This window comes from Streptomyces sp. NBC_01498 (assembly GCF_036327775.1).
Taxonomy (GTDB): Bacteria; Actinomycetota; Actinomycetes; order Streptomycetales; family Streptomycetaceae; genus Streptomyces.
In genome coordinates this window covers 4,797,823-4,824,438 of sequence record NZ_CP109598.1, presented here as the reverse complement: position 1 = coordinate 4,824,438, position 26,616 = coordinate 4,797,823, and the positions used below count along the sequence as shown (strand labels likewise).

General features: G+C 70.7%; 26 protein-coding genes and 1 tRNA gene. 16 read left to right on the top strand and 11 right to left on the bottom strand.

Features of this window, described 5'->3' with window-relative positions:
- The first annotated feature begins 171 nt into the window (after window positions 1-171).
- From OG875_RS20665 to OG875_RS20655, 3 genes are read left to right on the top strand one after another with little or no spacing between them, the layout of a single operon-like run.
- Entirely contained in the window at window positions 172-384 is a 213-nt protein-coding gene (locus OG875_RS20665; protein WP_330175702.1) for a hypothetical protein, read from the top strand.
- Window positions 368-889, top strand: coding sequence for a DUF6879 family protein (locus OG875_RS20660; RefSeq protein ID WP_330175701.1), 522 nt, complete (start codon window positions 368-370; stop codon window positions 887-889). Before OG875_RS20665 ends, OG875_RS20660 begins: the two co-directional genes overlap by 17 nt.
- Window positions 886-1,719, top strand: coding sequence for a helix-turn-helix domain-containing protein (locus OG875_RS20655; protein ID WP_330175700.1), 834 nt, complete (start codon window positions 886-888; stop codon window positions 1,717-1,719). The genes OG875_RS20660 and OG875_RS20655 overlap by 4 nt, the downstream gene beginning before the upstream one ends.
- Window positions 1,720-2,117: 398 nt before the next feature.
- Here OG875_RS20655 and OG875_RS31035 read toward each other — a convergent pair whose 3' ends face one another.
- Together OG875_RS31035 and OG875_RS20650 are read right to left on the bottom strand one after the other, a co-directional pair.
- Complete coding sequence (locus tag OG875_RS31035; protein WP_443079275.1) at window positions 2,118-2,303, bottom strand: DUF397 domain-containing protein; 186 nt, start codon at window positions 2,301-2,303, stop codon at window positions 2,118-2,120.
- Between the two features lie 55 nt (window positions 2,304-2,358).
- Complete coding sequence (locus tag OG875_RS20650; protein WP_330175699.1) at window positions 2,359-3,243, bottom strand: helix-turn-helix domain-containing protein; 885 nt, start codon at window positions 3,241-3,243, stop codon at window positions 2,359-2,361.
- Window positions 3,244-3,446: 203 nt separating this feature from the next.
- On the opposite strand from OG875_RS20650, the gene OG875_RS20645 reads away from it, so the two are divergent.
- Window positions 3,447-3,854, top strand: a complete 408-nt coding sequence (locus tag OG875_RS20645; RefSeq protein WP_330175698.1) for an ATP-binding protein — start codon at window positions 3,447-3,449, stop codon at window positions 3,852-3,854.
- 4 nt (window positions 3,855-3,858) lie between these two features.
- The gene (locus OG875_RS20640) at window positions 3,859-4,230 is read left to right on the top strand and encodes a hypothetical protein (RefSeq protein WP_330175697.1); all 372 of its coding nucleotides are present in this window, start codon (window positions 3,859-3,861) and stop codon (window positions 4,228-4,230) included.
- A 309-nt stretch (window positions 4,231-4,539) separates the two neighbouring features.
- On the opposite strand, the gene OG875_RS20635 is transcribed toward OG875_RS20640, so the two are convergent.
- Both OG875_RS20635 and OG875_RS20630 read right to left on the bottom strand, forming a co-directional pair.
- The gene (locus OG875_RS20635; protein ID WP_330175696.1) at window positions 4,540-5,421 is read right to left on the bottom strand and encodes a glycosyltransferase family 2 protein; all 882 of its coding nucleotides are present in this window, start codon (window positions 5,419-5,421) and stop codon (window positions 4,540-4,542) included.
- Between the two features lie 179 nt (window positions 5,422-5,600).
- Complete coding sequence (locus tag OG875_RS20630) at window positions 5,601-6,860, bottom strand: cytochrome P450 (RefSeq protein ID WP_330175695.1); 1,260 nt, start codon at window positions 6,858-6,860, stop codon at window positions 5,601-5,603.
- A gap of 535 nt (window positions 6,861-7,395) precedes the next feature.
- Between OG875_RS20630 and OG875_RS20625 the strand changes: the two genes are divergently transcribed.
- The 3 genes from OG875_RS20625 (at window position 7,396) to OG875_RS20615 (ending at window position 8,822) form a co-directional block, all read left to right on the top strand.
- On the top strand, window positions 7,396-7,743 hold the full coding sequence (locus tag OG875_RS20625) for a hypothetical protein (RefSeq protein ID WP_330175694.1): 348 nt from the start codon (window positions 7,396-7,398) through the stop codon (window positions 7,741-7,743).
- A gap of 244 nt (window positions 7,744-7,987) precedes the next feature.
- Window positions 7,988-8,665, top strand: coding sequence for a bifunctional DNA primase/polymerase (locus OG875_RS20620; RefSeq protein ID WP_330175693.1), 678 nt, complete (start codon window positions 7,988-7,990; stop codon window positions 8,663-8,665).
- Between the two features lie 83 nt (window positions 8,666-8,748).
- Window positions 8,749-8,822 (top strand) — tRNA-Lys (locus OG875_RS20615).
- Window positions 8,823-8,896: 74 nt separating this feature from the next.
- Here OG875_RS20615 and OG875_RS20610 read toward each other — a convergent pair.
- Complete coding sequence (locus OG875_RS20610) at window positions 8,897-10,114, bottom strand: M6 family metalloprotease domain-containing protein (RefSeq protein ID WP_443079155.1); 1,218 nt, start codon at window positions 10,112-10,114, stop codon at window positions 8,897-8,899.
- Between the two features lie 717 nt (window positions 10,115-10,831).
- Here OG875_RS20610 and OG875_RS20605 point away from each other — a divergent pair.
- Window positions 10,832-12,661, top strand: a complete 1,830-nt coding sequence (locus OG875_RS20605; protein ID WP_443079274.1) for a putative bifunctional diguanylate cyclase/phosphodiesterase — start codon at window positions 10,832-10,834, stop codon at window positions 12,659-12,661.
- 144 nt (window positions 12,662-12,805) lie between these two features.
- Here the strand turns inward: OG875_RS20605 and OG875_RS20600 are convergent, their stop codons facing one another.
- The 3 genes from OG875_RS20600 to OG875_RS20590 all read right to left on the bottom strand — a co-directional run bounded on the left by OG875_RS20600 (window position 12,806) and on the right by OG875_RS20590 (window position 15,845).
- Complete coding sequence (locus OG875_RS20600) at window positions 12,806-13,867, bottom strand: LLM class flavin-dependent oxidoreductase (RefSeq protein ID WP_330175690.1); 1,062 nt, start codon at window positions 13,865-13,867, stop codon at window positions 12,806-12,808.
- Between the two features lie 242 nt (window positions 13,868-14,109).
- Window positions 14,110-14,829, bottom strand: coding sequence for a maleate cis-trans isomerase family protein (locus OG875_RS20595; protein ID WP_330175689.1), 720 nt, complete (start codon window positions 14,827-14,829; stop codon window positions 14,110-14,112).
- Complete coding sequence (locus OG875_RS20590; protein WP_330175688.1) at window positions 14,826-15,845, bottom strand: maleate cis-trans isomerase family protein; 1,020 nt, start codon at window positions 15,843-15,845, stop codon at window positions 14,826-14,828. The genes OG875_RS20595 and OG875_RS20590 overlap by 4 nt, the downstream gene beginning before the upstream one ends.
- A 159-nt stretch (window positions 15,846-16,004) precedes the next feature.
- On the opposite strand from OG875_RS20590, the gene OG875_RS20585 reads away from it, so the two are divergent.
- Together OG875_RS20585 and OG875_RS20580 are read left to right on the top strand one after the other, a co-directional pair.
- The gene (locus OG875_RS20585) at window positions 16,005-16,955 is read left to right on the top strand and encodes a D-2-hydroxyacid dehydrogenase (protein ID WP_330175687.1); all 951 of its coding nucleotides are present in this window, start codon (window positions 16,005-16,007) and stop codon (window positions 16,953-16,955) included.
- The gene (locus OG875_RS20580) at window positions 16,948-18,357 is read left to right on the top strand and encodes an amidase (protein WP_330175686.1); all 1,410 of its coding nucleotides are present in this window, start codon (window positions 16,948-16,950) and stop codon (window positions 18,355-18,357) included. Before OG875_RS20585 ends, OG875_RS20580 begins: the two co-directional genes overlap by 8 nt.
- Before the next feature lie 116 nt (window positions 18,358-18,473).
- Here the strand turns inward: OG875_RS20580 and OG875_RS20575 are convergent, their stop codons facing one another.
- Window positions 18,474-18,974 (bottom strand): DUF3830 family protein, encoded by a 501-nt coding sequence (locus tag OG875_RS20575; protein ID WP_330175685.1) that lies wholly within the window; start codon window positions 18,972-18,974, stop codon window positions 18,474-18,476.
- Window positions 18,975-19,250: 276 nt separating this feature from the next.
- On the opposite strand from OG875_RS20575, the gene ehuB reads away from it, so the two are divergent.
- The 5 genes from ehuB (at window position 19,251) to OG875_RS20550 (ending at window position 23,392) form a co-directional block, all read left to right on the top strand.
- Window positions 19,251-20,174 (top strand): ectoine/hydroxyectoine ABC transporter substrate-binding protein EhuB, encoded by a 924-nt coding sequence (gene ehuB, locus OG875_RS20570; protein ID WP_330175684.1) that lies wholly within the window; start codon window positions 19,251-19,253, stop codon window positions 20,172-20,174.
- Window positions 20,171-20,917 carry an ectoine/hydroxyectoine ABC transporter permease subunit EhuC gene (gene ehuC, locus OG875_RS20565; protein ID WP_330175683.1) on the top strand — a complete coding sequence of 249 codons (747 nt, stop codon included), beginning with the start codon at window positions 20,171-20,173 and terminating at the stop codon, window positions 20,915-20,917. Before ehuB ends, ehuC begins: the two co-directional genes overlap by 4 nt.
- Window positions 20,914-21,564 carry an ectoine/hydroxyectoine ABC transporter permease subunit EhuD gene (gene ehuD, locus OG875_RS20560; protein WP_330175682.1) on the top strand — a complete coding sequence of 217 codons (651 nt, stop codon included), beginning with the start codon at window positions 20,914-20,916 and terminating at the stop codon, window positions 21,562-21,564. Before ehuC ends, ehuD begins: the two co-directional genes overlap by 4 nt.
- Complete coding sequence (gene ehuA / locus OG875_RS20555) at window positions 21,554-22,378, top strand: ectoine/hydroxyectoine ABC transporter ATP-binding protein EhuA (RefSeq protein WP_330175681.1); 825 nt, start codon at window positions 21,554-21,556, stop codon at window positions 22,376-22,378. Before ehuD ends, ehuA begins: the two co-directional genes overlap by 11 nt.
- Window positions 22,379-22,633: 255 nt before the next feature.
- Entirely contained in the window at window positions 22,634-23,392 is a 759-nt protein-coding gene (locus tag OG875_RS20550) for an IclR family transcriptional regulator (RefSeq protein WP_330175680.1), read from the top strand.
- 179 nt (window positions 23,393-23,571) lie between these two features.
- Here the strand turns inward: OG875_RS20550 and OG875_RS20545 are convergent, their stop codons facing one another.
- Both OG875_RS20545 and OG875_RS20540 read right to left on the bottom strand, forming a co-directional pair.
- Window positions 23,572-24,165 (bottom strand): lytic polysaccharide monooxygenase auxiliary activity family 9 protein, encoded by a 594-nt coding sequence (locus OG875_RS20545; protein ID WP_330175679.1) that lies wholly within the window; start codon window positions 24,163-24,165, stop codon window positions 23,572-23,574.
- Window positions 24,166-24,363: 198 nt separating this feature from the next.
- Window positions 24,364-26,613, bottom strand: a complete 2,250-nt coding sequence (locus OG875_RS20540; RefSeq protein ID WP_330175678.1) for an SPFH domain-containing protein — start codon at window positions 26,611-26,613, stop codon at window positions 24,364-24,366.
- Window positions 26,614-26,616: the final 3 nt, after the last annotated feature.

Below are 26,616 nucleotides of genomic sequence, written 5' to 3'. Positions count from 1 at the left end.
GTCCCCGCGCCTTCCTGGGGAGTTCCGATCCAACCACGCCGCAGCCGTCGGCCAACAAGATCGTCTATGCCGGAACGGGAATAATCCAGAGTTGGCATGGACGTGGAAGGGCCCGACTCCGTAGCGTCACCGCAGACAAAGCCCAAGAGGGTTGAGAGACAGGGGCATACCATGACGCGAGGCGGACTGATCCGGCTCACCGGCAAAGCCGACGGACCCAACTGTGACGACAACGACTGCCCGAACGTCTACCGGCACGAAGGGCGCGGCTCCTTCGTCGTACAGGGCGATGTCTTCAACGGCTTCGCCGCCCCGGAGGGAGAGGGTCTTGTGGAGATCCCCGAGCACGTCCTGAGGGAGGCCGTTCGTGCGCTTGGATGGTGACGAGTGGCAGAGGACCTTCGACTCCTTCACGCACGACGCGTGGCGGTTCGAGACCCAGCCGACCTACACCATGCCTCGGGAGACGGAGAACGTCGCCCGATTCCTCAGAGGCGAGAGCAAGCCGGCCGACCACAACGCGCGTTGGCACGGTCGTGTGCGCGACTACGTCTCGTCAGGGCGACGGATCGGCCGGGTCCGCACGGTCCGGCAACCCCTCACCGACTATCAGCGCTATCAGTTCGCCTGGGGCATTCCCGGAAACATCGCGGCCGGGGAAGACATCCGGATCCTCGATGTCACCGACCACGACCACGGATTGCCCCTCGGCACGACCGACTGGTGGATGTTCGACGACACGGGCGTCGTTCATCTGAACTTTCGGCCCGACGGAACGCAGATCGACCGGGAAACGTTCGACGGCGACGTCACCTCGTATCGGGAGTGGAAGCGCATCGCGCTTGCCGCGTCCGTTCCGTTCGCGGAGTACGTGAAAGAACATAGGTGACGTTCGATCCAGACCAACTAGGCCGGTCGAAGAGCGATCTGGCCAAGAAGTTGAGAGAAATGCGCAGGGCAGCCGGTCTCACCGGAGACCGGCTGGCCAAGCGTTGCAACATGTCCCAGTCTCAGATCAGTAAGTTTGAGACGGGGAGAAGGATACCCACACTCGTCGATGTGGAACGCATCCTCCGAGCGCTTGACGTTCCACCGGAACTGGTGGCTGAAGTCACATCTCTGGCCAGAATGGCCAACACCGAGTGGCAGGACAAACGGTCAACATGGCGCAGAGGCCTGGAGAAGCGGCAGACAGAACTGGCCGCTCTGGAGGCCGAGGCGACGTTCCTCCGGTATTTCCTCCCGGCCATGGTCACCGGCTTGTTGGCAACGCCGGAGTACATACGTGCCAGCTTGCAGCACTCTCCCGGCGACACCTCAAAAACGGTGGCTCGAAAATTGGAGAGACAAGCGGTTCTTCACGACGCATCGAAATCGTTCACCTTCCTGCTCACCGAGCAGGCGGTGAGATGGGCGATCGTGCCACCTGCGGCCATGGCCATACAGATCGACCGACTCGCCTCCCTCTCATACCTGCCGAACGTGCGCGTGGGTGTGATTCCGTTTGATTCCCAGGTACCCCGCGGCCCGATGAACACGTTTACCGTCTATGACGAACGACTGGCGACGGTGGAGAACTTCACCGGCCGCATGGTGTTTCAGGATTCCCGAGACATCGCCGACTATCTTGCCGTGTTCTCGTCTTTTGAACGTCATGCCCTGTTCGGCGCGTCAGCGCGGCAGAGGCTGTCCGAGTGGGCCGGGACCTATCGAGGTTGACTTTATTCCACAACGAGAATGTGGCTGTCCGCGCGGCCGAGACACTGGAACCATCTCATCCATGCCGACACAACAGCGTCGAGGGATGGAATTCAAGTGAGGAGACTCCGGACCGCGATGGACCCGCCCGTTCACCTGCCCCTCCCCGCCAAGCCCCCTGCCCCCGCCCCGGGCTGTGGTGTCTGCGCCGCACTGGCGAAGCAGCGAGCGGCGGCTCGCGCGAGCGGCGACTTCTCCGCCGCCTCCGACTGCAACGTCGAGTTGGCCGCGCACCCTGTTCACAAGGAGGCTTGTCGGCGATAGGCAATCGGGCTGTACGGCCCGATGCCGGCGGGCCGGTACGCAAGCCGAAGTCCCGCCCCCTTTCGATGGCGGGACTTCGGCGTTCGTGCGAAACGTCAGACGCCGGGAACCAGTCCCGATTCTCCTGCTCGCACTCCCCCGACGTAGGCGTCGTACTCGGCCTCCGTCAGGGGAATGCGATGCTCGGTCAGAACCGAGTGACGCAGAACCCACCCCAGACCCGGCACGCGAGCCACCTCCAAGCAGTCCTGCCCCGTCCCCCCGGAGAGGGACGACTTCACGTATGCGCTGTCCGGAATATCAGTAGCCAGCAGGGCTTCCAGGGTCCTCAATTTATCATTCACACGCCATCTCTTTTCGCCGGGCCCTCAATATCTCAATCGATGCCACTTCGTCCTTCGCCACATTCCGCAGAGCTTCCACGTATGCCTTGATGCTCCGGACGTCCCCTTGCTTGTCCTTAAAATCCATACCGGTCATCTGATCGAAAGCCGCCACAGGGGTCTCACCCTGCCCCGGGAATTCCATGAGCGTGAACATGTACGTCAGCGTGGCAGGTGCGGTGAAGGGGATGATCCGGAAGCGCACTCGGCCGGAAACGGCATCCTCGATCAGGGCGTCAAGCTGCTCGACCATCACCGCGGGGCCACCGACGACCTGGTGCAACGCCCCCTCGGAGAACACCGCTTCGACATCGGGCGCCGGGGACTTCTGGAAGATCATGCGCCGCTGGGATCGCATCGAGGCCGAACGGTCCGCAGCGTGCGGCGTCATCACGGTACTGCTGAGGGTCAGCACAAGAGACTGCGCGTACGCGGGTGTCTGGAGCAGGCCGGGCAGGACGTTGCCGGCGAGCGCGGTCATGCGGGACGCGCTGTCCTCATGGGCGACGAACTTGATCAGAGAATCCGGGACGACGCCTTGGAACTCCTCCCACCAGGCGTCCTCGATAGCCATTCCCTCGACGCGCATCGCGCTGAGGGTCGCCTTGGTCATCTCATCAAGTCTCAGGACTTTGCAGATGACCCGCCACTCGGCGTCCTTGGGCCACGTTTCACCTCGTTCGATCCGCGAGTAGCGGTCGTACGACTTGAGCTTCATCGCGCGGGCGACCTCGATCTGCTGCACCTTCTTGCCGGTGGCAGTCGTGCCGTCCCGCGCCTGTCGAAGTGCCTTGCCGAAGCGGCGGCGAGCAGCCGCCGCTGCCAGGTTCAGTCCCACGGCAATCCCTCCTTGCGCCTCCCGGCGTCATGCGCAGGGTAGCGCGGAGCAGGTTGGCTTCAGCACGTCCGAGGGAATTTCCAGCCCTACGGTTGCGTACGCAGTTGCGTACGCACCACACTGGCTGTCACGCATCGATCAACGCCCGTCGCGGTGCGTGTCCATCAAGCGCGGCTCGACCTGGCCGCGTCCTGGAGGCCGTCATGCTGTCAGAGCAGCAATCCGCAGAAAAACGAGTTCCATTGGCGAAAGCGCTGTTCAACCGCCATCCGGACTCGGTCTCTTCCGCCCGGGAATGGGTACGGCAGCAGCTCGCCAGAACCGCCTGCACGGGCAACGTTGTGCAGGTCTGCGAGTTGTTGGTGAGCGAAGTTGCCACCAACTGCGTGTTGCACGGCGCCGGTCCGACGTACAGCGTGGCTGTTTTTCCCGATCTGTCGATCGAGATCTGGGATGTGTCGAACGAGTTGCCGCAGCCCAGAGCCGCAGACGAAGAGTCCCTCGGTGGACGAGGGCTGGCGTTGCTCGCGGCCCTTGCGCCTGGTTACACCGTCTGCACCGACGTGGAGCTGGGCGGGAAGACCGTTCGCTTCACACCGAAGGGGTGGTGAGCCGATGCACGCGTCGGAGGCCGCCTTCCACTTCGAAGTGTCGGAGGGCGATCCGGCCGTTCCGGGACTGCCCGTTCTCCTTCACGTAACGGGTCAATTCTCCGAGCCAGTTGACGGAGTCACCACGGCCGTCGTCACCATCCTCATGGACAGTGCGCAGCTCAGCGACCTCGTAGCCAGGAGTCGCGCTGCTCAGAACAGCCTGATCCGTGCTGCCCATGATTCGGCAACCATCGCCACGGCTGGACGAGTTCTCCGGGAAACCGACCCGTCGGCTCGTCAGGACATCGAGCTGCTGATGGCACTGAAGGCGGGGCTGGAGACGTACGACGTCGAGGCCGCGCGCGCCACATTCTCCCCGTCATCGTCGGAGTGAGCGCCCCGCTGATGCGGCGGAATCCCGCCCGGAGCACGCAGGACATCCTCGTCCTGAGCGACTGGACGGCCTGCGTTGCCGCAGCGCTTCTCGCAGTCGCGGTCCTCCTCGGCCTCATCTCCATAGGGATCTCTGTCTACCGGCTCTCGTCAGACCCACTCGGCTCGACGTTATGGAAGGAACACTGAGCCCCTCCCACCCGTAGAGCGCGAGCGCGCCGGCCGACCGCTCATGAGCCTTCGTCCTTTAGCCGTTCCACGAGTTCATCCGCACGTGGCCCGTATCGGTCTGCGGGGAGTTCACGCCCGTCTAGATGACCGGCGGTCGGCCCGGGCGGGACATCCGCCAGACCGTGCGCCACCTGATGGGGCGCCGAGGGCCGCCGCTGGTCCGTACGCCCTCGGTGAATCCCCCGAGCCAGGCGCGCAGCCCCGCCAGGGACCTGATGCGGAACACGGTCAGCACCACCCACACCCCCAGGTAGACCGGCACGAGAGGGGCCGGCAGATGGCGCTTCGCCAGCCATGCCCGGTTGCGGGCCGTCATCCGGTAGTAGACCGCGTGCCGGGCCGGCGAGGTCTTCGGGTGCTGGAGAACGAGCTGCGGCTCGTAGAGAACGTCCCAGCCCCGGTCGAGCGCGCGCCAGGCGAGGTCCGTCTCCTCGTGCGTGAAGAAGAACGCGTCGGGCCAGCCGCCGGTCTGCTCCAGCATCGGCATCGACAGCGCGTGGCCGCCACCGAGGAACGTGGTCACCAGCCCCCGCCGCATCGGGTCCTTGGCCCGCAGCCGGGGCACGTGGCGCCGCTGGGTGGTGCCGGTCTCGTCCGCGATCCGGAAACTCACGATGCCCGGACGGCGATCCGCCTCGTACAGGTCCGCGATACGACGGAACACGTCTGCCGCGATCAGCAACCCGTCGTCGTCCAGGTCCACGAGCACGTCCACGTCCCCGAACTCGCGCAGCCGCCGCCAGGCGGCGTTACGGCCGCCGGCCACGCCGAGGTTCTCCCCCAGCTCGATCGCGGTCACCCCGTCGGGCAACCCCGGCAGGGCCGTGCCGTTGCCGACCACGACCACCCGGGCGGCGGGCTCGTCCTGCTTGGCCACCGACTCCAGCAGGGCCAGCAGATCGGGCATCCGGTCACCCATGGTCAGCACGGCGACACCCACACGTGGCCGGGTCACAGCCATCACTACGTCCCTCGAACCGGCATCAGGTGAACGGCGAGCGTACCCCGGTCAAAACCTGCTGCCGCACCCCTCAGAAATGCCCACCGTGTCGTCGCCCCGTACGCCACAGAAGTCGGCGTCCACTGCCCTCGCACCTGGCGCAACACCCCATATGCCGGGCGGGAAGGGCAGTTGACCGGCTACTGCACCACCGGCACGAAACGGGCCCGCAGGCCCGCCGGGGCCAGGCGGTCGACGAACCGGGGGTTCGCCGACGGGGCGTTCGGGGACTCGATGGTGAAGCGGTGGGCCAGCCGGGACGTGGTCAGGGTCAGTTGGCGCAGGGTCAGGGCCGCGCCCAGGCAGACCCGTGGTCCGGCGCCGAACGGGAGGTAGGCGCGGCCGGGGGCCGTATGGCCGTTCAGCCAGCGGGTGGGGTCGAACTCGTCCGGGCGGGGCCACCAGCGGGGGTCCCGGTGGATCAGGTAGGGGTTGAGCAGGACGTCGTCGCCGGGGCTGAGCGACCAGGCGCCCAGGGTGGTCGCCGTCCGGGCGGTACGGGTCATCAGCCACGCGGGCGGATACAGGCGCAGCGTCTCGCGGACCACCGCCTCGGCCAGCCGGGTGCCGTCCTCGGCGCGGAGGTCGGCGACCAGGCCGGGCCGGCGGGCGAGTTCCCGTACGACGGAGGTGAGTGCGGCGGCGGGGATGCCGTGGCCGCCCATGAGGACGCTGTGCAGGGTCGACGCCAGGGCCGCGTCGGACGGGGCCGGTTCGGCGGCGAGAAGGGAGCCGAGCAGGTCCTTCGGGGGCGCGTCGGAGGTCGACGCGCGCCGTTCCCGGACGAGGCGGCTCAGCGTTTCGCCGAGGAGCCGGTTGGTACGGAAGAAGCGCCGGTGGCGCGGGAGCGGCAGCCACGCGGGGAACTCGCGGGACGACTCCGCGAACGGCTCGGTGGCGCGGACGGTCTCGTGGAGCAGTTCGGGGACGCCGGTGGAGTCCGCGCCGAAGCAGTACGCGGCGATCGTCCGGGCGGCGAGCGTCCGCATGGTGGTGAGTACGTCGACCTCGTGGCCCGCCGCCTCGGCGACGACCGTGTCGAGGATCGCGAGGGTCAGGTCGTCGGTCGTGGCCGCCGCCGTCCGGTTGAGCCCCGGCCACGCGGATCGGCGTTCGGACATCCAGGAGGTGGCGTGCGTGGCGGCCCGGTCGAGATCGCGCCGTGTGTCGAAGGGTGCCAGTTCGGTGACGAAGGCGTCGCCCGTGCGGGTGAGTGCCTCGTGGGTGAGGTCCGGGTCGATCACGAAGAGCGTGTGGTCGTCGTACGAGAAGACGTCGCCGTACTCGCGGTGGCAGCGGCGCAGGAAGCCGATCCGGTCGGCCTCGTACGCGCGGGTGTTGCCCGTCAGCCAGTGCCCGCGCGGGCCCGGCGGCCGACGGGGCCTCTCGCGGTGTGCCATGCGCCCTCCCCCGGTGGATCACGGTGAATCGCGGGACCCCTCCGTGAGGAATCCCGCGATCGGTGTTCTGCGCCGAGCCGGTCGGGTTACCGCGTGTGGTAGGGCCAGTAGGGATAGCGTCCGCTGACCCGCTTGCGGCCCACCAGGTGAGCCACCAGGCGCCGTGTCCTTTTCATGAACACCTCACTGCCATCAGGGCGAATAATTTTTCGATCGTGACACGGTCTTTTGCATCGGACAATATCGCCTCCCGGCGCCGTCCCCGGGGGTTGCGACGGAAGATGATGACGGGTCAGATGGGGTGGCTGGGGGGAGAGATCCGTGGTCGGTTCCGGAGATTCGTGAGGGGCCCGGCCCGTCGGACGGGCACCTTGCCGGAGCTTCCGGGCCCCGGCGGGACCTCCGCCGGGGCCCGTCCCATCGAGGGCGCCGGGCGAGCCGTGAGGCCCTCTTGCGCGGGGCGGGACAATGGACGGTGGCCGAATCGGCACGTACGAGAGCACAAGGCCCCGTACCAGGAACAGCAGGAGGACACATGGCGGAATCCGAGTCGAGTCGGCGACGGCTGCGGCCCGCCCCGCTGCTGTTCGAGCCGTCGGAGGCGGCCTCCGATCCCGAGCGCTTCTTCGATCTGGAGTCGATCGACGACCCGGGCGCGCTGCTGGACCGCGCCACCGAGCTGACGCTGGCCTTCCGGGCCGCCACCGACCGTGCCGTGGAGTTCCAGGCCGTCGCCGCCGCGCAGCTCGCCGATCCGCGCCGGTTCGACCGGCTGACGGAGGCGGACATCGCCGAGCGGGCGGAGTGGACCGAGGACTATGCCCGGAAGATGGTCGAGTTCGGGCGCGATCTGCTGCGCAACGGGCGCACGCCCGGGGAGTGAGCGGCGGCCGGCCCGCGTCGGCGCGGTGCCACTGTCGGCGAACCCGGCCCGTCGCGCGCAGCAGGCCCCTCGGCCTCACGGGCTCGCCCGCGTCACGGCGCCCCCGCCGACGCCGACAGCCGTGCCCGCCCGTCCGGCTCTCTGGCATATGCCGGGGCGTAGGTTACGCCCTCCCCCGCCGCCCCGTCCCGGCTTTCCGCAACTGCCCGGAAGCGGATCGTCACTCCAGGTAGACCTGGCTGTCATGAGCGCATGGCTGCGAGACGAATCCCCCGTGAGTCCGGGTGCCTGCGACGAGCGCCGGACCGACACCTTCGACCACCTCCGCGAGCACGGCCGCCTCCGTGAGCACGGCCACGACCGGGGCGCGCGGATCACCGCCGCCGGCGCCGGATGGCTCGCCTCGGCCGGGCCGTATCCCCGCTCCACGCTCGCCCTCTGGGCGGACCGCCCGACCGCCCCCGGCGTACTGCCCTGCGGCACCGTCTTCGACGTGGTGAACGTGCCCGCGGTCTTCGGCAGGCGCATGCTCGACCGGCTGTGGTTCGAGGGGCCGGGCTCCGGGCCGGTCGCCACGCACCGGGGCCGGACGATGCTGTTCACCCTGCCCGGCACCGCCCAGCGGCTGCCGTCCCTGCTGTCCTGGGAGGAGTGGGGCCGCTCGGCCCCCGGAGACGCCGCGCCCGCCGTCCCCCCGCTGATCTGCCACGGGCTCGGCGACGCGGTCACCGTGCCGTCGCTGGTGCACGGCACCGGTCCGGGGCCCCGCTGGGTGGTGGCGCCCGACGGCCGGCATCCGTGGCTGCCGGGTCCCGAGGTGCTGCTGTGGGCGTGCGTACGGGCGAGCCGTCCGCGCGTACGGAACGCGGTCGCCCGACCTCGTACCGGCACCGTGACGAGCCTGCCCGGTTCCTGCTCCTGAGCAGGTCAGGGGTGCCGTCGGGGCCCGGTCGTATCGATTTTTCCTCACACGGATCCTGGTGCTAAAGTCTGTCACGTCAGCAGGCGCCGCTAGCTCAGTTGGTTAGAGCAGCTGACTCTTAATCAGCGGGTCCGGGGTTCGAGTCCCTGGCGGCGCACCGACAGGGAAAGCCCCTCGCGAGAGCGAGGGGCTTTTCTCGTGCCGGCGGTGCTACGGCGCGCCCACCACGCGTCACACCACCGTCGTGACCTTCACCGTCCACGCCCCCGTCCGCGTCCGGTCCGCCACCTCCACCTTCGTGCCCTCCCCCGGCACCGTGAACGTCTCACCGACCCCCAGCGGCGCGTCCGCCAGCGGCGGGTAGACCGACTGGTCCCAGCACGCCTCGCTGTCCGGGTGCGCGTCCACGACCTCGATGGGGCCGCCGCCCGACTCCGCCTCGCCCCGGACCCGGTAGATCAGCACGCCCTCGGTGCAGGTCGTCGCGTCGTTGCCGGTGGAACCGCGTGCCTCGATCGCCAGCACCGAGTGCGGGCCGGTCCTGACCACCGCGAGCCGGGTCCCGGCACCCGCGCCGGACAGCGGCGCCGCGTCCAGTGGTTCCAGGGTCAGCATGCTGCTGCCCGTGGGCTTCACACAGCTCACCTGCCGCCCGTCGAGCCAGCCCAGCTTCCACTTGTGCCAGCCGAACAGGTCCGGCGCCAGGCCGAACTGGCTGCCCATCACGTCCCAGTCGCCGACGTGGGTGTCCCAGTCGCCCTTCCCGTCGTTCGGCCGGTGGTAGAGGTCGGGCAGGTCGAAGACGTGCCCCGTCTCGTGCGCCAGCACGTTGCGGTCCGGCGGGTGCCGCTCGAAGACGGTGACGACCCGCTTGATCTCGGTGCCGTCCGCGCTCATCGGATCGTCGAAGTTGACCACCTTCGTGGCGTCCGAGTCGACGCCGGGCGCGTCCGGGTCGGCGACCAGGTAGACGATGTCGTACCGCGAGAAGTCGATCACCGGATCGGCGACCTTGAGCGCGTCACGCAGATACGCCGTGCGCATCGCCGGGTCCCAGTCGCGCTGTATCGCGTACTCCGTGGACGGGCGCGGCATGTCGATCCAGCGGAGCCGGGGATGCGGGCGCAGGGCGAACTTCCCGTACGACGCCCGCTCGAAGAACCGGCTGGTCTCCGGAAAGTGGTCGGCCAGGAGATCCGCCGGGTCGGTTCGCGGCACCGCGTCCGGGAATGAAAGAAACACCATGACCGCGTCAAGGGTCCTGGCCGGGCGCGGGTAGGAGGCGTTCCACGTGTCGAGTCCGAGCGAGTGGTGCGCGGTGGTACGCGGCAGGGCGCACGGCCCGGCGGAGTGCGCGGCCACGGCGGGTCCGGCCACCAGGGAGGTGGCGGCGACCGCGGCGAGCGAGGTGAAGGCCGCGGTCGTACTGCGCAGGCGCGGCCGTTCCACTCCCCCGGGTGTCGGGCGACGCTCCACGTGGACCTCCGGCTGCGGAATGCGGGACGGCCCACCCACCTTGTGCCTGTTCACGGGGGTACGGCCTGTTCCGGGCGCCCAGTCGGGTGAGCGGGCCGACACCCCCGGCGGATCACGGAAAGTCACCATCGATCAGGCGCGGGACATCCCGCGCCGTATCCGCGCAGAAACGATCGTCCGTCGGCCGGCGTCGGCCTCGGGGACCGGGGCTCACCACCCGGGAGCTGGAACGGCCGACCGGCCAGCCTCTATGATCGGCACACTTTCCTGCGCCGACCATCCCGAATCACACCTCTGTACGACACCACTGCACTGCGGGAGCGAGCCGTGAGCGGAACCTCCGAAGGGCCGCGGTCCGCGGCAGTCGCGGCACCCGATTCCTCCTCGTCGGCAATCACGGAAAGTGATGCTGTGGGCAGCGCGCGGCGCGAACACGCGCTCCCCCTCGACGGGTGCCGAGGCGAAGGCCGTGACGAACGCCGTGAGGAGCACCGGAACGAGCACCGGAACGAGGGTCATACCGACGGGCCCGCCGACGGACATGCCGACCACCGTGATGACCACCGTGACGAACGCCGTGACGAGCGCTGTGAGAACCACCGGGCGCACCCCGCCGGCGAACACCCGGGCCGTGCGGACGACCTGGGCGACGCACGAGAGGCACGGGACACCCAGGACTCCCCCGATGTCCTGGACACCAGCAGCACACCTGGCACCCCCGGCACCCGCGACCGGCTCGACCCCCGTGACCGGGACGGGGACAGGGACAGGAACCGCGATCGGGACCGGGACACGGATCGCGACCGGGACCGGGACTACCGCGCCGCCTTCAACGCCGCCCTCCTCCCCATGGCCGTCCTCGACCGCCGCGGCACCGTCGTCTCCGCCAACGACGCCCTCGCCGAGCTGATCGGCGCGGAGCGCGCCTCGCTCCCCGACCGCCCCGCCGCCGAGCTGATCGACCTCGCCTCCGACGAGCGGACCTGGCACGCGTACCACGAGGTCCTGCGCGGACGGCGCTCCCGCTTCCGCTGCACCCGCCGGCTCACCCACCCCGACGGCCGCGCGCTCTGGGCCGAGGTCACCGTCGCGCCGCTGCCCGGCGGCACCGGCGCCCTGCTCTCCCTCACGGACATCAGCGAGCGCCGCGAACTCCAGGCCAGGCTCCGCCATCTCCAGATGCACGACCCGGTGACCCGGCTGCCCAACCGCACGCTGTTCTTCGAACGGCTCGCGACCGCGCTCGAAACGTCGTACGACCATGGCAGAACAGGGCGGATCGGTCTCTGCTATCTGGACCTGGACGGGTTCAAGGCCGTCAACGACACCCTCGGGCACCGGGTCGGCGACCGGCTGCTCGCGGCCGTCGGGAGCCGCCTCACCGAGTGCGCCGACAACGACGCGCACCGGCGCGGCGCCCGGCACCTCGTCGCGCGCCTCGGCGGCGACGAGTTCGCGATCCTGGTCGAGGACTCGGCCGGTACGGAACAGCTCGCCGACCTCGCCCGCTCCGTCCTCGCCGCGCTCCAGCTCCCCTTCGACCTGGCGGGGCAGCGGCTCTCCGTCTCCGCCTCCATCGGTGTCGTGGAACGGTCCGCCGACGGCACCACGCCCACCGGTCTGATGCAGGTCGCCGACACGACGCTCTACTGGGCGAAGGCCGACGGCAAGGCGCGCTGGACCCTCTTCGACCCCGAGCGCAACGCGCACCGGATGACCCGTCAGGCGCTGGCGTCGTCGCTGCGCCCGGCGGTCGAGCGCGAGGAGTTCACGCTCCAGTACCAGCCGCTGGTGGGCATGGCCGACGGGGTCGTGCAGGGGGTGGAGGCGCTGGTCCGCTGGGACCACCCGCAGTTCGGTGTCCTCGCGCCCAACCGCTTCATCGGGATCGCCGAGGAGGACGGCTCGATCGTGCAGCTCGGGCGGTGGGTGCTGCGGACGGCCTGCCGCCAGGCCCGCCGCTGGCAGTGCGAGCACCCGGCGGACCTGCCGCTGTTCGTGAGCGTGAACGTCGCCGTACGGCAGGTCTGGGACTCCGACCTGGTGGCCGACGTGGCCGCGATCCTCGCCGAGACCGGACTGGCGCCGCATCTGCTGCAACTGGAGCTGACCGAGTCGGCCGTGATGGGCTCGGCGGGCCGGCCGCTCCAGGCGCTCCAGGCGCTGAGCGACATGGGTGTGCGGATCGCCATCGACGACTTCGGGACCGGGTACTCGAACCTGGCGTATCTGAGCCGGCTGCCCGTCTCCGTACTGAAGCTGGACGGCTCGTTCGTCCGGGGCTTCCGTTACGACGAGGGTGTGCACCCCAATCCGGCGGACGAGACGATCGTGGAGACGCTGGTCCATCTCGCCCACCGGCTGGGTCTGACGGTCACGGCGGAGTGCGTGGAGACGGCCGGGCAGGCGGCGCGGCTGCGGCGGATCGGCTGCGACACCGGGCAGGGCTGGCTGTACTCACGGGCGGTGGCGCCGGAGCGCATCGCGGAGATGATCGGCGTCAGTCCGCTGGCGGTCTGACCGGGACGGGTCCTGTACCCGGCCGGGGCGGCACCGCCGCCGCCTCGCGCCCACACGGCCACCCGGCGCCCACACGGCCGTGCCGCGCACCCGGCGCGTACAAGCCCCGCCCGGCCGTGCGGCGGTCACACAGCCGGGGCGCGCTCAGCCGGGCATGCCGTACGCGTCGGCGATCAGTCCGTAGCTGCGCAGCCGTGCCTCGCCGCCGTGGGCGTTGGTGGTGAGCATCAGCTCGTCGGCCCCGGTGCGCTTCTGGAGGCCGTCCAGACCGGCGCGGACGGCGTCCGGGGTGCCGTGGACGATGTTCGCCAGCCAGCCGTCCACGAAGTCGCGCTCCTGCGGGCTGAAGGAGTACGCCTCCGCCTCCTCGGGCGTCGGGACCAGGCCGGGGCGCCCGGTGCGCAGCCGCAGCATCGAGAGGGCGCCGGTGAGGACCTGGCGGCGGGCCTCGCTCTCGTCGTCGGCGGCCAGGGCGGCCACGCCGATCACCGCGTACGGGGCGTCGAGCACGGCGGACGGCCGGAAGGACTCCCGGTACAGGTCCAGCGCGGGGACGGTGTTCTGCGCGGAGAAGTGGTGCGCGAAGGCGAACGGCAGCCCGAGCACGGCGGCGAGCCGGGCGCTGAACCCGGAGGAGCCGAGCAGCCAGACCGGCGGCCGGGCGGCCGGGCCCTGGACCGGGCCGGGGACGGCGTGGATCCGGGCGTACGGGTGTCCGTCGGGGAAGTCGTCGTCGAGGAAGCGGGTGAGTTCGGCGAGCTGCTGCGGGAAGTCGTCGGCGCCCTCGTTCGGCCGGTCGGTACGGCGCAGCGCGGCGGCCGTGGCCCCGTCGGTGCCGGGCGCGCGCCCGAGGCCGAGGTCGATCCGGCCGGGGGCCAGGGCCTCCAGGGTGCCGAACTGCTCGGCGATGACGAGCGGGGCGTGGTTGGGCAGCATGACGCCGCCCGAACCGAGCCGGATGCGCTCGGTGTGGGCGGCGAGATGCGCCAGGATCACGGCCGGTGACGAGGAGGCGACGCCGGGCATCGAGTGGTGTTCGGCGACCCAGTGCCGGTGGTAGCCCCGGCGCTCGGCGAGCCGGGCGATCCCGACGCTGGTCCGCAGCGACTCCCGGGCGGTGCTTCCGCTGCCGACCGTGACCAGGTCCAGTACGGACAGTGGGACGGGCGCGCTGCCCGGCGCCGTACCTCGAATTGCGTCAACCACCGGTGCGAACCCTCCTGCGTGGGAAGTATGTACGGCCCGCGACAACAGGAGGGCAACTCCGTTTTATTCCCGACAGACGCCAGGTCGCCACGGGCGCGCTCCCCGGCGGTGCGTTCCCGACGAGCGCGTTCCCGGGCGGGGCGCGCCCCGCAGGCGCGTTCTCCCACAGCTTGCCCGCAGATCGCCCGCAGCCGCGCTCCCGCCCGGACGGACGCGCGCCGTACCGACCGCCCGCCCGCCACCTACTCCCGGCTCGCGAACAGCGTCCCCAGCTTCGGGGCCCACGCCCGGCGTTCCACCAGCCGCAGACCCTCCCAGACGGTCACCTGGTTCGCGGTGAGGACCGGTTTGCCCAGGGCCTCCTCCAGGTCCGGGAGGTACGCCGCGGTGTGCAGCGCCGTGTCCGGCAGGAGGACCACCTCGGCGTCCGGGTGGTCGCCGGCGCGGGCCAGCGCCAGGACCTCGTCCCGGCCCCAGGTGCCGACCTCGGCCGCCGTGATGATGCCGCTGCCCCGGGTGGAGACCACCTCGATACCGGCCGCCTTCAGGAAGGCGGCGAAGTAGCCGGCGACGTCCTCCGGGTAGGTCGCGGCGACCGCGACCCGCCGGGCGCCCAGCGCCCGCACGGCGTGGGCGAAGGCGAAGGACGTGCTGGAGGCGGGCAGGCCCGCCTCGTGGGCCAGCTGCCGGGCCTGTTCCCGGGCACCCTCCCAGCCGTACACGAAGCTGCCGCTCGTACAGGCCCAGACCACGGACTCGGCGCCCGCCATCCGCAGCTCCTCGACGCCCTCCGCCAGCCGGCGCGCGGCGCCCATCTCCAGCAGCGCGTCGACCCGGTGGGCGTCCTCGCCGATGTCGGTGTGGACCAGGGGCAGTCTGATGTCGCTGTCGAAGAGCATCTCCAGACGGGGGTAGTCGTCCTCGGCGGAGTGGCCGGGGTAGAGGAGTCCGACGGTCGTCATGTCCACCCTTCCTGTTCCTCGGTCGGAGGATCCGGCTGGGAGGGCTGGGCCCACTCGCCGGGCTGGACCGGCTGAACGTCCTGCGCGCGCCGGACCGTTTCCATCCGTCCCATCTCCGCGATACCGGGGATGTCGCCGATCTCCGAGAACTCGCCGATCTCGTCCAGCTCGGCGAGTGGCATCCCCTCGGGGAGGGGTATCCCGGAGAGCGGGTTCTCGGGGATTCCGGAGCCTCCGGAAATCCCGCCCGTCCCTTCCAGGGTAGGCACGCGGCGTGCGGAAGGCCGGTCGAGGAGCAGGCCCTGGTACGGGCCCACCGCGTGGGCGCCGATTCTGCGCAGGGCCGCCCACATCGTGACCTGGTTCGCCGACAGCACCGGCATTCTCAGCTCGGCCTCCAACTGCGGGATCGCGTCGTACGTCGGCAGGTTCGTACAGCTGATGAACAGCGCGTCGGCCGCGCCGACCACGGCCTGCCGCGCCATGTCCACGACCGACCGGTACGGCACCTTCCAGATGTGCCGGGTCAGCCCCAGAAAGGCGCGACCCGTGACGGCTACCCCGGCCTCCGCCAGGTACTCCTCCAGCGAGTCGGTGACGGACTCCGTATAGGGCGTGACCAGCGCGATCCGTTTCGCGCCCAGCTCTCCGAGCGCCTCCAGGAGCGCGCCGGACGTGGTGAGGGAGGGGACCTCACCGGCCGTGTTCATCGCCTCGCACATGGCGCGCTCGCCGACGACACCGCCGACGAAGCTGCCCGAGGTGCAGGCGTACGCGATCACCTCGGGTTCGGACGCGCCGAGGGCGCGCACCGCCTCGCCGAGGGTCTCGTGCTCGCTGACGATCCGGGCAAGGTCCAGCGACACCTCGACGGGCACGTAAGGCGTCCGGGTCAGTCGCAGCGATATATCGTCCGGCATCCAGCGCCAGAGTTCCCGGTCGAGGGCGAAATCGAATGGGGCGACCACTCCGATGCCGCGCTGTGGCTGCGGTCCGCCCAGAAAGGAAACATCCATCCCACGGCCCCCTTTGGCTGGTGGTGACGACGGTAGGAGCCAATGGCTGTTCTTGACGACGGTAGGAGGCAAATGCGAGCGTGGTCAATGCGCACAGGAAAGACGTTGCACCGAGTTTTCCTCGGGGAAATCCCCGCCCCGCTCAGAAGGGCTCTCCCGATGGCTGAACCGACACTTCTCGTCCTGGGTGCCGACCCGCCTCCGCGTCTCGGCCGGCTGACCGGCCGGGCCCGTGTCCGGTACGCCGACGAGTCCGATCTCGCTGCTCAACTCCCTTCCGCCGATGTTCTGTTGGCGTGGGATTTCACTTCCGACGCGATCCGGCTCGCCTGGCCGGGCGACGGCCCGCGGCCCGGCTGGGTGCATACGGCGAGCGCCGGCGTGGACCGGCTGCTCTGTCCCGAGCTGATCAACTCCGAAACATTGGTGACCAACGCCCGCGGCATCTTCGAGGAGCCCATTGCCGAATATGTGACAAGTCTTGTCCTTGCCATGGCCAAGGATCTGCCGGGGACGCTCGAACTCCAGCGCCAGCGGCGCTGGCGTCACCGGGAGGGACTGCGGGTGGCGGGCAGCCGCGCGACGGTCGTCGGCGCGGGTCCGATCGGCCGGGCGGTGGCGAAGACGCTGAAGGCGATCGGCGTGAAGGTGGCCATCACCGGCCGTACGGCTCGGCCCGGCATCCACGGGGCCGACGAGCTGGACCGGCTGCTGACCCGTTCGGACTGGGTGATCTCCGCGGCGCCGCTCACCGAGGCCACCCGGGGCATGTTCGACGCGCGGCTGTTCGGTCTGATGCAGCCGTCGGCGCGCTTCATCAATGTCGGGCGCGGTCAGCTCGTGGACGAGAACGCGCTGGTGGAGGCGGTCTCCAAGCGCTGGATCGCGGGCGCCGCCCTCGATGTGGTGGAGTCCGAGCCACTGGATCCGACGAGCCCGCTGTGGGACGTTCCCGGTCTGATCATCTCTCCGCACATGAGTGGTGACACGGTCGGCTGGCGCGACCGCCTGGGCGAGCAATTTGTCGAACTTTACGACATTTGGGCGTCCGGAGAGCCGTTGCCCAACGTGGTCGACAAGAAACGTGGGTACGTCCCCATGCATGACTGACTCCATGTTCCTCACCGACCTCACCGCACGACAGCTGCTGGCCGGCTACGAGCGGGGCGACTTCTCCCCGGTCGACGTGGTGCGGGCCGTCCTGGAGCGGATCGAGGCGATCGAACCGCTCGTCAACGCCTTCGTCCGGGTCGGCGCCGACGAGGCGCTGGCCGCCGCCGAGGCGTCCACCGCCCGCTGGCGGGCGAAGGAGCCCCAGGGGCTGCTGGACGGGGTCCCCGTCTCGGTGAAGGACATCTTCCTCCAGCGCGGCGCCCCGACCCTGCGCGGTTCCCGGACGGTCGATCCGGCGGGCCCCTGGCCGGACGACGCCCCGGCGGTGGCCCGGCTGCGCGAGCACGGCGCGGTCCTCGTCGGCAAGACGACGACCCCGGAGTTCGGCTGGAAGGGCGTGACGGACTCGCCGCTGAGCGGGGTGACCCGTAACCCGTACGACCTGTCACGCACCGCCGGCGGGTCGAGCGGCGGCAGCGCGGCGGCGGTGGCACTGGGCGCGGCCCCGCTGTCCATCGGCACCGACGGCGGCGGCTCGGTCCGGATCCCGGCGTCCTTCTGCGGCGTCTTCGGGCTCAAGCCCACCTACGGCCGGATCCCGCTCTACCCGTCCAGCCCGTTCGGCACCCTCGCGCACGCGGGCCCGATGGCGCGCGACGCGGCGGACGGCGCGCTGCTGCTGGACGTCATCAGCCGCCCCGACCGGCGCGACTGGTCGCAGCTGGCCCCGGCACCGGGTGTCTCCGCCGTCCTGTCGGAGGGCGTGGCGGAGCTGCGGATCGCGTACTCGCCGTCGTTCGGCGGGCAGGTCGCGGTGCGGCCGGACGTGGCGGCGGCGGTACGGCGCGGGGTGGAGCGGCTGGCGGAGCTGGGCGCGTACGTCGAGGAGGCCGACCCGGACGTGCCGGACACGGTCGAGGCGTTCCACACGCTGTGGTTCACGGGCGCGGCGCGGGTGGCGCAGCCGCTCGGTGCCGAGCGGCGCGCGCTGCTCGACCCGGGACTCCAGGAGGCCGTCGCGGCCGGGGCCGCGGCGAGCGCGCTGGACTATCTGGCGGCCGTGGACGCGCGGATGGACCTGGGGCGGCGGCTGGGCCTGTTCCACGAGTCGTACGACCTGCTGGTGACGCCGACCCTGCCGATCACGGCCTTCGAGGCGGGGGTCGAGACGCCGAAGGACTCGGGGCAGCGCCGCTGGACCTCGTGGACCCCGTTCACCTACCCGTTCAACCTGACGCAGCAGCCCGCGGCGAGCGTGCCGTGCGGGGTGGACGCGGACGGGCTGCCGATCGGGCTCCAGCTGATCGGCGCCCGTCACGCGGACGCGCTGGTGATGCGGGCGGCACACGCGCTGTACGAGTCGGGGGCGACGTCGCTGCCGGCCCCGACGGGCGCGTAGACGGGCGCCCGGGGCCCGCCCCGGGGCCGCTTGCCCCGGTCCCGTCGCGCGCCCCCGCCTCTCAGGGCCTTGCCGCGCGCCCACACCCCCTCAGCGTCCCGCCGCGCGCCCCGCCCTCAGACCCGGCGGAAGGAGAGCGTCTCGCCGGTGGCGCCCGCGCGCCACAGGTCCTGGCAGGCCGCCGCCATCGCGTCCAGCCCCTCGACGACCGAGCCCCACACGATGCCGGGCACCCACCCGGTGTCACCGTTGATCAGCAGATTGTTCCGCTCGTAGAACAGCGCGAGGTCGACCACGGTACGGCGGCCCCGGTGGGCGGCCTGCTCCTCGTACCCGTACGACGTCGTGCCCAGCACCGTGTCGGAGAAGGTGAAGTAGCACAGGTCACCGGGGATGGGGGTGACCGTCGGATTCTCCAGCGGTGGCTCCTCGGCGGCGAAGCCGGGCATCAGCGCGTAGATCTCGTTGCGCGCGTACTTCGCGTGGTAGACGTCACCGCCCAGCGGCAGCGCGTCCCACACGGCGGCGCAGGTGATCGGCGCCAGCTCGTCCAGGAGTTTCGCGGTGCAGCGCACGCCGCGCTTGTCCAGGGAGACTTCGATGAAACGGTCGCTCATGAGTTCCTCGCGCCCTTCTCGTCGGTTCGGTGCGGCCTTCTCGCCTGATTTCCGTACGGCCTTCCCGGTTGTTCGGTACGGCCTTCCCGGTTGTTCCGCACCGCCTTCACATCTGTTCCGTACGGGTGTTCCCTACGGCCTGTGTCCGGCCATGAATACCCGCCCCGGCCGTGCGAATACCGGGTCGGCCGGACCGCCTCCCCGCGCACCACGATAGGCATACCGGTCCGAAAATGATCCGCATAACCCCCGACGATTCGGGGTAGTCGCGCGGCCATGGCTCCACTACAGCGCGACAACACACCAAGGACAAAAGGCGGGCTCCGGCGCCGCTCGCTGCTCGCGGGTGCCGCGGCGCTCGGCGTGGCGGGAGCGGCCGGGGCCGCCGGCGGATGCAGCCGCGTGGCCACCGCCGACGCGGGGGACGGCGGAACGCTCCTGGACCAGCTGCGCGCCAAGGGCACGGTGCGCCTCGGGCTGGCCGGTGAGCAGCCGTACAGCTACATCGGCAAGGACGGCGAGATGACGGGCTCGGCCCCGGCCATCGCGTCCCGGGTCTTCAAGGAGCTGGGGGTGGGGAGCGTCCAGCCGTTCGCCACCGAGTTCGGCTCGCTGATCGCGGGGCTGAACTCACTCCAGTTCGACGTGGTCGCCGCCGGGATGTACATCACCCCGGAACGCTGCGAGCAGGTCATCTTCGCGGACCCCGAGTACCAGATGCTCGACGCGTTCATCGTGCGCAAGGGCAACCCGAAGAAGCTGAACAGCTACCAGGACATCGCCGACGCGGGAGCCTCGATGGCCACCGGCATCGGCTACGCGGAGATCGGTTACGCGGAGGAGGCCGGGGTCAAGAAGATCACGGCCCTGCCCGACCAGCTGGCCGGGCTGCTCGCCGTCGAGCAGGGCCGGGTGGATGTCTTCGCCGGCACGGCGGTCACCGTGTTCAACGTCGTCGAGGAGACCGGGACCACCAAGGCCGAGGCCACCAAGGAGGTCACGCCGATCGTGGACGGCAAGCCCGTCGTCGACGTCGGCGGCTTCGCCTTCCGCTCCCCCGAGACCACCCTCCGCGACGCCTTCAACCGCGAGCTGCACAAGCTCAAGAAGAGCGGTGAACTCCTGGAGATCATGCGGCCCTTCGGCTTCACGAAGGACCAGATGACGACCATCACCGCCAAGGAGAAGTGCGCGCCATGAGCGAGATCACCTGGGGTCTGTGGGAGATCCTCCTCAAGGGCGTCTGGATCACCGTTCAGCTGACCGTCTTCAGCTCCGCGCTGGCGGCCGTGGTCGCGCTGGTGATCGGGCTCGCCCGCGCCCACCGCCGGTGGATCGTGCGCTTCCTGTCCGGCGTCTACTTCGAGATCTTCCGCGGCACGTCCGCGCTGATCCTGATGTTCTGGATCTTCTTCGTCCTTCCGCTGGGCTTCGGCTGGCAGCTCGTCCCGCTGTGGGCGGCGACGCTGGCGCTCGGGCTCACCTACGGGGCGTACGGCTCCGAGGTCGTCCGGGGCGCCGTACAGGCGGTGGCGCCCGCGCAGCGCGAGGCGGGGATCGCGCTGAGCTTCACGCCCGCGCAGCAGCTGCGGAAGGTCATCCTGCCGCAGGCGTGGCCGGAGATGATCCCGCCGTTCAACAACCTGCTGATCGAACTGCTCAAGGGCACCGCGCTGGTCTCCGTGATGGGCGTGGCCGACATCGCCTTCGGCGCGTCGCTGGTGCGCAACGCGACCGGTCAGAGCGCGCCCGTCTACACAATCATCCTGCTGATGTACTTCGTGCTCGCCTTCGTGCTCACGCGCGGGATGCGCGCCCTCGAACGGCAGGCCAAGGCCGGGATCGGCCAGCTCCCGGCGAAGACACCGCGGCTCGGGCGCAAGGCCGGATCCGGCCATCAGGAAGCGCCCGTACCGGCGACCGCCGGAGGTGAGCGGGGATGAACTGGAACTGGTCCGCCGTCGGCGACTTCATGCCGATGTTCTGGGACGGCCTGCTCGTCACGCTCCAGGCGCTGGCCCTGGGCGCGCTGCTCGCCTTCGCGCTCGGCCTGGTCTGGGCGATGGCCCAGCGCTCGGGTCTCGCGGTGGTGCGCGGGCCGGTGAACGCCGTCACCGAGTTCGTACGCAACACCCCGCTGCTGGTGCAGCTGTTCTTCCTCTACTACGTGCTCCCCGAGTGGGGTGTCACGTTCAGCGCCATGGTCACCGGGGTGGTCGGCCTGGGCCTGCACTACTCGACGTACACCGCCGAGGTCTACCGGGCCGGTATCGACGGTGTCCCGGCCGGCCAGTGGGAGGCGGCGAAGGCGCTGAGCCTGCCGAGGTCCCGCACCTGGGGTGCGGTGATCCTCCCGCAGGCGATCCGCCGCGTCGTGCCCGCGCTGGGCAACTACGTCGTCGCGATGCTGAAGGACACTCCGATGATCTTCGTCATCGGAGTGATGGAGATGCTCAACCAGGCGCGGCAGTTCTCCTCGGAGACCTTCCAGCCGACGGAGCCGTTCACGGTCGTCGGCGTCGCGTTCATCCTCATCGCCTACCCGGCATCCCTTCTCATGCGAGCATTGGAGCGTCGCCTTGTCCGCTGACAGCACTCCCCCCGGCCTCTCGAAGGCACCGGCCGCTCCGCCCGCCGACGGCGGCGAACTGATCCGCTTCGACAAGGTCACCAAGCGCTTCGGCGACCACACGGTCCTGGACTCGCTGGACTTCACGGTCACCTCCGGCAAGCACGTCACGCTCATCGGCGCGTCCGGCTCGGGCAAGACGACCATCCTCAGGCTGCTGATGACGCTGATCAGGCCGGAGGAGGGCACCATCACGGTGGCCGGTGACTCCCTCACGCACGAGGAGAAGGGCGGCAGGCTCGTCCCCGCCGGGGAGCGCCATGTCCGTGAGGTGCGGAAGAAGATAGGCATGGTCTTCCAGCAGTTCAACCTCTTCCCGAACATGAAGGTGCTGCGGAACATCACCGAGGCCCCGGTGCACGTGCTCGGTCTCTCCAAGGACGAGGCCGACGTGCGGGCGCGCGAACTGCTCGACCTGGTGGGGCTCGGCGACCGCGCCGACGCCTACCCGAGCCAGCTGTCGGGCGGCCAGCAGCAGCGGGTGGCGATCGCGCGGGCGCTCGCCATGCGGCCCCGGGTGCTGCTCCTGGACGAGGTCACCTCCGCGCTCGACCCCGAGCTGGTCGCGGGTGTCCTGGACGTGCTGCGGGACATCGCCCGTACGACGGACATCACGATGCTGTGCGTGACGCACGAGATGAACTTCGCGCGCGACATCTCCGACGACGTACTCATGTTCGACGGCGGGCGGGTCATCGAGTCCGGTCCGCCGGAGAAGATCTTCAGCGCCCCGGAGCACGAGCGCACCCGCGAGTTCCTGAGCGCGGTGCTGTAGGCGTACGCCGGCGCGCCGCACGGGCGCCCGGCCTCGACCGACACCGAGGGACCCGGTCCGCTTCCCGTGGACCGGGTCCCGCCGTTCTGTGCCCCGGCAGCTCGAAGGGGTGTGTCAGAGGCATATGCCAGAGCGATAAGCCCAGCACGGGACGGCCGGGAAGGGCGGTCGCTCTGGTCAACAGCCGCCCCGCGAGGGGCTCTTGGCGGCTATCGTGGCGGAGAAGCTTGCGGTCACGACCTCCAGGGGGACACCGTGGCGCTGAAGCCGGAACCGACCGCGCCGTTCCACTCGGTGCACTACGTCCTGCGCGTCCTCGAAGCGGTCTCCCGGCACACCGGTGGCGTCCAGGACACCCGGATCGCCCGCGAGACGGGCCTGCCGACCGGCCATCTCACCCCGCTGCTCGCGATGCTGCGGCGCGAGGGGTACGTCGAGCAGCTGGCGGACGGCGCGTATGTCGCCGGGGACTCCCTGGACCTGCTCGGCTCCGGCACCACCCGCGAGGCGGCGCTGGAGGACCGGCTCCAGGACACACTCGGCGAGCTGCGCGACTCGGTCGGCGCGGCCGTCTACCTCAGCCGGTACATCGACGGCGAGATCCGGATCACGCAGTACGCGGACGGCCCCGACACCCCCGCAGTCAACGAGTGGGTGGACTTCCGCTCGGCGGCGCACGCGAGCGCGATCGGCAAGTGCCTGCTGACCCAGCTCGACCAGAACGGCCGCCGGGACCACCTGTCCCGGCACCGGATCGCCCGTCTCACCTCCCGGACCATCACCAGCGAACGGGTGCTCTTCTCCACGCTGGACAGCCAGCCGGCGACGGTACCGGTCCTGGACCTCCAGGAGTACGCGGTGGGAACGGTCTGCGCGGCGGTGCCGCTCACGGCGGGCTCGGCGGTCGGCTGCCTCGCCCTGTCGATGCCGATCGAGCACGCGCACCGGCTGCGCTCGGCGGCGGACACACTGAACCGGGGCGCGGCGCCGCTGGCTCTCTCGCTGGCCATCTGACCCGGGGACCGGCCCGAAGCGTCGTCATCCCGGCCGCAGACTCTCCGACACTCCGGCGCGCCCGGAAAAGCCGGGGGCCGGGCCGTTGCAGGCGGGGTGCGGCACACACCCGGCGTACGACGACCCGGCTCGTCAGCGATGAAGCAGACCCTCGCCGGTCACATGCTGACTGGGCTGGATCAGAACTTGACGTCGGAGCAGGCGTAGAACGCGTTGGTGGTGTCCGCGACGTTCCACACGGCCAGGACGATGTGCTTGCCGGTCTTCTGGGTCGGCATCGTGCCCTGGTGGACCAGGGTGGCCGGCGGCTGCTGGTTGCCGTAGGCCACGGTCATGAACGGCTGCGGGTCGAGGGCCGCGCGGGTGAGCGGCTTGGTCGGGTCCCATCCGTTCTTGGTGATGTAGTAACGGAAGTCCGAGGTCGAGTGCCGGGCGGTGAACTGCCAGCGGAAGCTGTAGCCCTGACCGCCGGTGACGCTGGTGGCGGGCCAGTTGCCGCCACGCGGGTCGTCGAGCTGGGCGAACTGGCCGTTGCCGGCCGAGCAGATCTTGCCGTCGGCGGGACCGGCCGCCGGGAAGCCCTTGGGGCCCTCGGCGCTCTGCGGCTCCCACTGGATGTTCCCGCAGTTGGTGACGGTGCCGTTGGCGCAGAGCTTCTGACGGCTGATCGGCGAATCGGTGTAGCCGTGGCTGCTGGCGCTGCCGGTGGCGAGCAGGGACACGCCTGCCACCGCCAGACCGAGTACGGCGGCGCTGATTCTCTTGTTTCGCATGCTCTTCGCTCCAGAGACGGGTGGGAGTTCGGGTGAGCCGTACTGCACGCGTGCGGTGAAACGGGGTGGTGCGGGTGACGCGGTGACTCCTGACTGCGCAATCAGGTCTAGACCAAGGCTCAGCGTAGGGACCGAAGTTGATCGTGTCCATAACAAAGACCGAGAAAGGTCCAGACCAATCACCCGCGACCGGAACGGTCAGTTCCCCTCGTTCAGCCCGTGCCTGCCCGTGTAGAACGCCACCGTCAGGTCCTTCACCAGGACCTTCCGCTCGTAGTCGTCCAGCTCCACCAGCCCCCGCGACGTCAGCCGGTGCACCGTGTCGTCCACCGCGTCGACCACCGAGGTCAGCACCGTGTCCCGGTGCCGGGCGTCGATCGCCGCGATCCGGCTGCGCTGCATCGCCGCCGCGATCTCCGGCGCGTACTCGATCCGCGTCGGCTGCGCCGAGAAGATGTCGAGCCCGACGGGGCGGCACTCGGCCGACAGCATCCGGGTCAGCGCCTCGCCGACCGCCTCCGCGTCGCGCAGCGTCGGCGCCGCCTCGTGGAAGGCGTCGGCGGGCAGCTGGGAGAGCACGCGCGCCATCGCCGACTCGACCTGCTCGCGCAGATACTCCTCGTGGTCGTGCACGCCGAGCGCGGCCCGGACGGTGTCCCTGACCCGCCAGACCACCAGGACCACGACCCGCAGCGCCGTACCGTTCGCGTCCACTGCGGGCATCGGCTCGCTGCGCCAGTGCCGCAGCCGTACGTCCACCCGTCGGCGCAGCAGCAGCGGGCTCACCCACAGCAGCCCGGTACGGCGCACGCTGCCCCGGTACTCGCCGAACAGCGTCAGCACCCAGGCGTGGCCGACCCGGCCCCGGCCGAGCCCGCCGAACGCGAAGAGCGTGAGCGTCACGGCGAGGGCGAGCAGCGTCCACATGCCGATACCGATGCCCCGGTACGGGCGTGGGGCCAGCCCGAACATCTCGGTCAGCGCGTCGGGCACCGCCCCGGCCCACCAGAGCACCACCGCGCAGCCGAACAGCCCCGCGACCCCGGCGAGCGCGGCCGTCCAGCCGGGCAGGGTGGGGCCGGGCCGCTCGACGAGCTTGGTGTCGACGGGTGTCGCGGGGCGTGAGGCGGCCGGTGCCAGGGCCGGCGGCTGGGACACGGTGACAGCGCCGGGCGCACGCCGGGCGCGCGGGCGTCCGGCGGCGGGGACGGGGACGGGCACGGCCGCCTCGTCGCGGAACAGGAGGTGGACGGGGATCTCGTGGGTGGCCTCGCCGACGATGAGCGGGCTCCAGCGCTGGGGGTCGGTGGTGAGCGCGGCACGTGTGGGGACGACGGAGCCGCACCCGGGCCGCACGGAGATGTCCCGGGACGGGACGGGCACCCCGCCCGGTGCCTCGGCGGCCGGGCTCGACGGCGCGCCGGCCGTGTCGGCGGCGGCCGGTTCCGGGTCTTCTGTCGGTCCGTCACCGGCCGGGCCGTCGGGGGCGTCGGCCTCCGCCGGGGCGGGCGCGTCGGCGGGGGCCAGCGCCCAGGACTCCTCCCGCGAGTGGGGTACGTCGGCGGCCTCGGGCACCGGCGTGGGAGCACCGATCTCCACGGGCTCACCGAACTCGACCGACACGACCGGCTGTACGGATCGGCCCGGCCGGCCGGGCTCCGACGGCGCCCCGGGCTCCGTCTGCGCTTCGTGATCCGTCGGCACCCCGAGCTGCGACGGCTCCCCGGTCGCGGTCCCGGACAGCTCCGGCGGGGTCTCCTCCGGCCGGGTCTCCGGTACGACGTGGCTGACCGGCGGCGCGGGGGTCTCGGTCCGTACCGTCTCCAGGAGATCACCGGGCCCGGCACCCCCGCCGGCACGGACACCGCTCGCCGTGTCCCAGTCAGTGAGGACCACCGGGGAGCCCGTCTCGCCCGGCGGTTCCACGGGCGCCGGTTCCACGACCCCGGTCCGCGACTCCGGTTCCGGCTTCCGCGGCTCCTCCTCCGCCGCGACCCACTCCACGACACCGGCGACCTCGGGCCCCGTCCCGCCGTAACACGCCTCCGGCCCGGCCCCGTAGCCAGCCACCGGCTCAGCCACCGCCTCCGCCCCCGTCCCCGCCCCAGCTCCCGGCGGTTCCCCCGCGTCCGGTGGGCCGGGTTCGGCCGGGGGCCCGGTCAGCAGGCGTACGTTCTGGTGCCAGCCGGACCCGCTCGCCCCGGCCACTCCCGCCTCTCCCGCCGCCGTCAACTCCGGGCGCCCCGCCGGATCCACGGTCTCCACAGCCCCGACGCCCGGTACGGGCTCAGCCGTTTCCCCCAGTTCCGTGGGCTCCCCCGGCTCCGGCCGCTCCGCCGGTTCCGCCGGTCCTCGTGCCGTCAGCGCGTTGCGCGCCGCCGCCCGGAGTGCCGGGGCGCCCCGCAGCAGTTGCCCGTCGCCGCCCGGTTGCGATGTCTGTGTGGTCATCCT

What these genes read in the sequence shown, in the direction of transcription:
- OG875_RS20665 (WP_330175702.1), top strand. Translation starts at nt 172, where the DNA reads ATGACGCGAGGCGGACTGATCCGGCTCACCGGCAAAGCCGACGGACCC.
- OG875_RS20645 (WP_330175698.1), top strand. Translation starts at nt 3,447, where the DNA reads ATGCTGTCAGAGCAGCAATCCGCAGAAAAACGAGTTCCATTGGCGAAA.
- OG875_RS20640 (WP_330175697.1), top strand. Translation starts at nt 3,859, where the DNA reads ATGCACGCGTCGGAGGCCGCCTTCCACTTCGAAGTGTCGGAGGGCGAT.
- OG875_RS20635 (WP_330175696.1), bottom strand. Translation starts at nt 5,421, where the DNA reads ATGGCTGTGACCCGGCCACGTGTGGGTGTCGCCGTGCTGACCATGGGT.
- OG875_RS20630 (WP_330175695.1), bottom strand. Translation starts at nt 6,860, where the DNA reads ATGGCACACCGCGAGAGGCCCCGTCGGCCGCCGGGCCCGCGCGGGCAC.
- OG875_RS20625 (WP_330175694.1), top strand. Translation starts at nt 7,396, where the DNA reads ATGGCGGAATCCGAGTCGAGTCGGCGACGGCTGCGGCCCGCCCCGCTG.
- OG875_RS20620 (WP_330175693.1), top strand. Translation starts at nt 7,988, where the DNA reads ATGAGCGCATGGCTGCGAGACGAATCCCCCGTGAGTCCGGGTGCCTGC.
- OG875_RS20595 (WP_330175689.1), bottom strand. Translation starts at nt 14,829, where the DNA reads ATGACGACCGTCGGACTCCTCTACCCCGGCCACTCCGCCGAGGACGAC.
- OG875_RS20590 (WP_330175688.1), bottom strand. Translation starts at nt 15,845, where the DNA reads ATGGATGTTTCCTTTCTGGGCGGACCGCAGCCACAGCGCGGCATCGGA.
- OG875_RS20585 (WP_330175687.1), top strand. Translation starts at nt 16,005, where the DNA reads ATGGCTGAACCGACACTTCTCGTCCTGGGTGCCGACCCGCCTCCGCGT.
- OG875_RS20580 (WP_330175686.1), top strand. Translation starts at nt 16,948, where the DNA reads ATGACTGACTCCATGTTCCTCACCGACCTCACCGCACGACAGCTGCTG.
- OG875_RS20575 (WP_330175685.1), bottom strand. Translation starts at nt 18,974, where the DNA reads ATGAGCGACCGTTTCATCGAAGTCTCCCTGGACAAGCGCGGCGTGCGC.
- ehuB (WP_330175684.1), top strand. Translation starts at nt 19,251, where the DNA reads ATGGCTCCACTACAGCGCGACAACACACCAAGGACAAAAGGCGGGCTC.
- ehuC (WP_330175683.1), top strand. Translation starts at nt 20,171, where the DNA reads ATGAGCGAGATCACCTGGGGTCTGTGGGAGATCCTCCTCAAGGGCGTC.
- ehuD (WP_330175682.1), top strand. Translation starts at nt 20,914, where the DNA reads ATGAACTGGAACTGGTCCGCCGTCGGCGACTTCATGCCGATGTTCTGG.
- OG875_RS20545 (WP_330175679.1), bottom strand. Translation starts at nt 24,165, where the DNA reads ATGCGAAACAAGAGAATCAGCGCCGCCGTACTCGGTCTGGCGGTGGCA.
- OG875_RS20540 (WP_330175678.1), bottom strand. Translation starts at nt 26,613, where the DNA reads ATGACCACACAGACATCGCAACCGGGCGGCGACGGGCAACTGCTGCGG.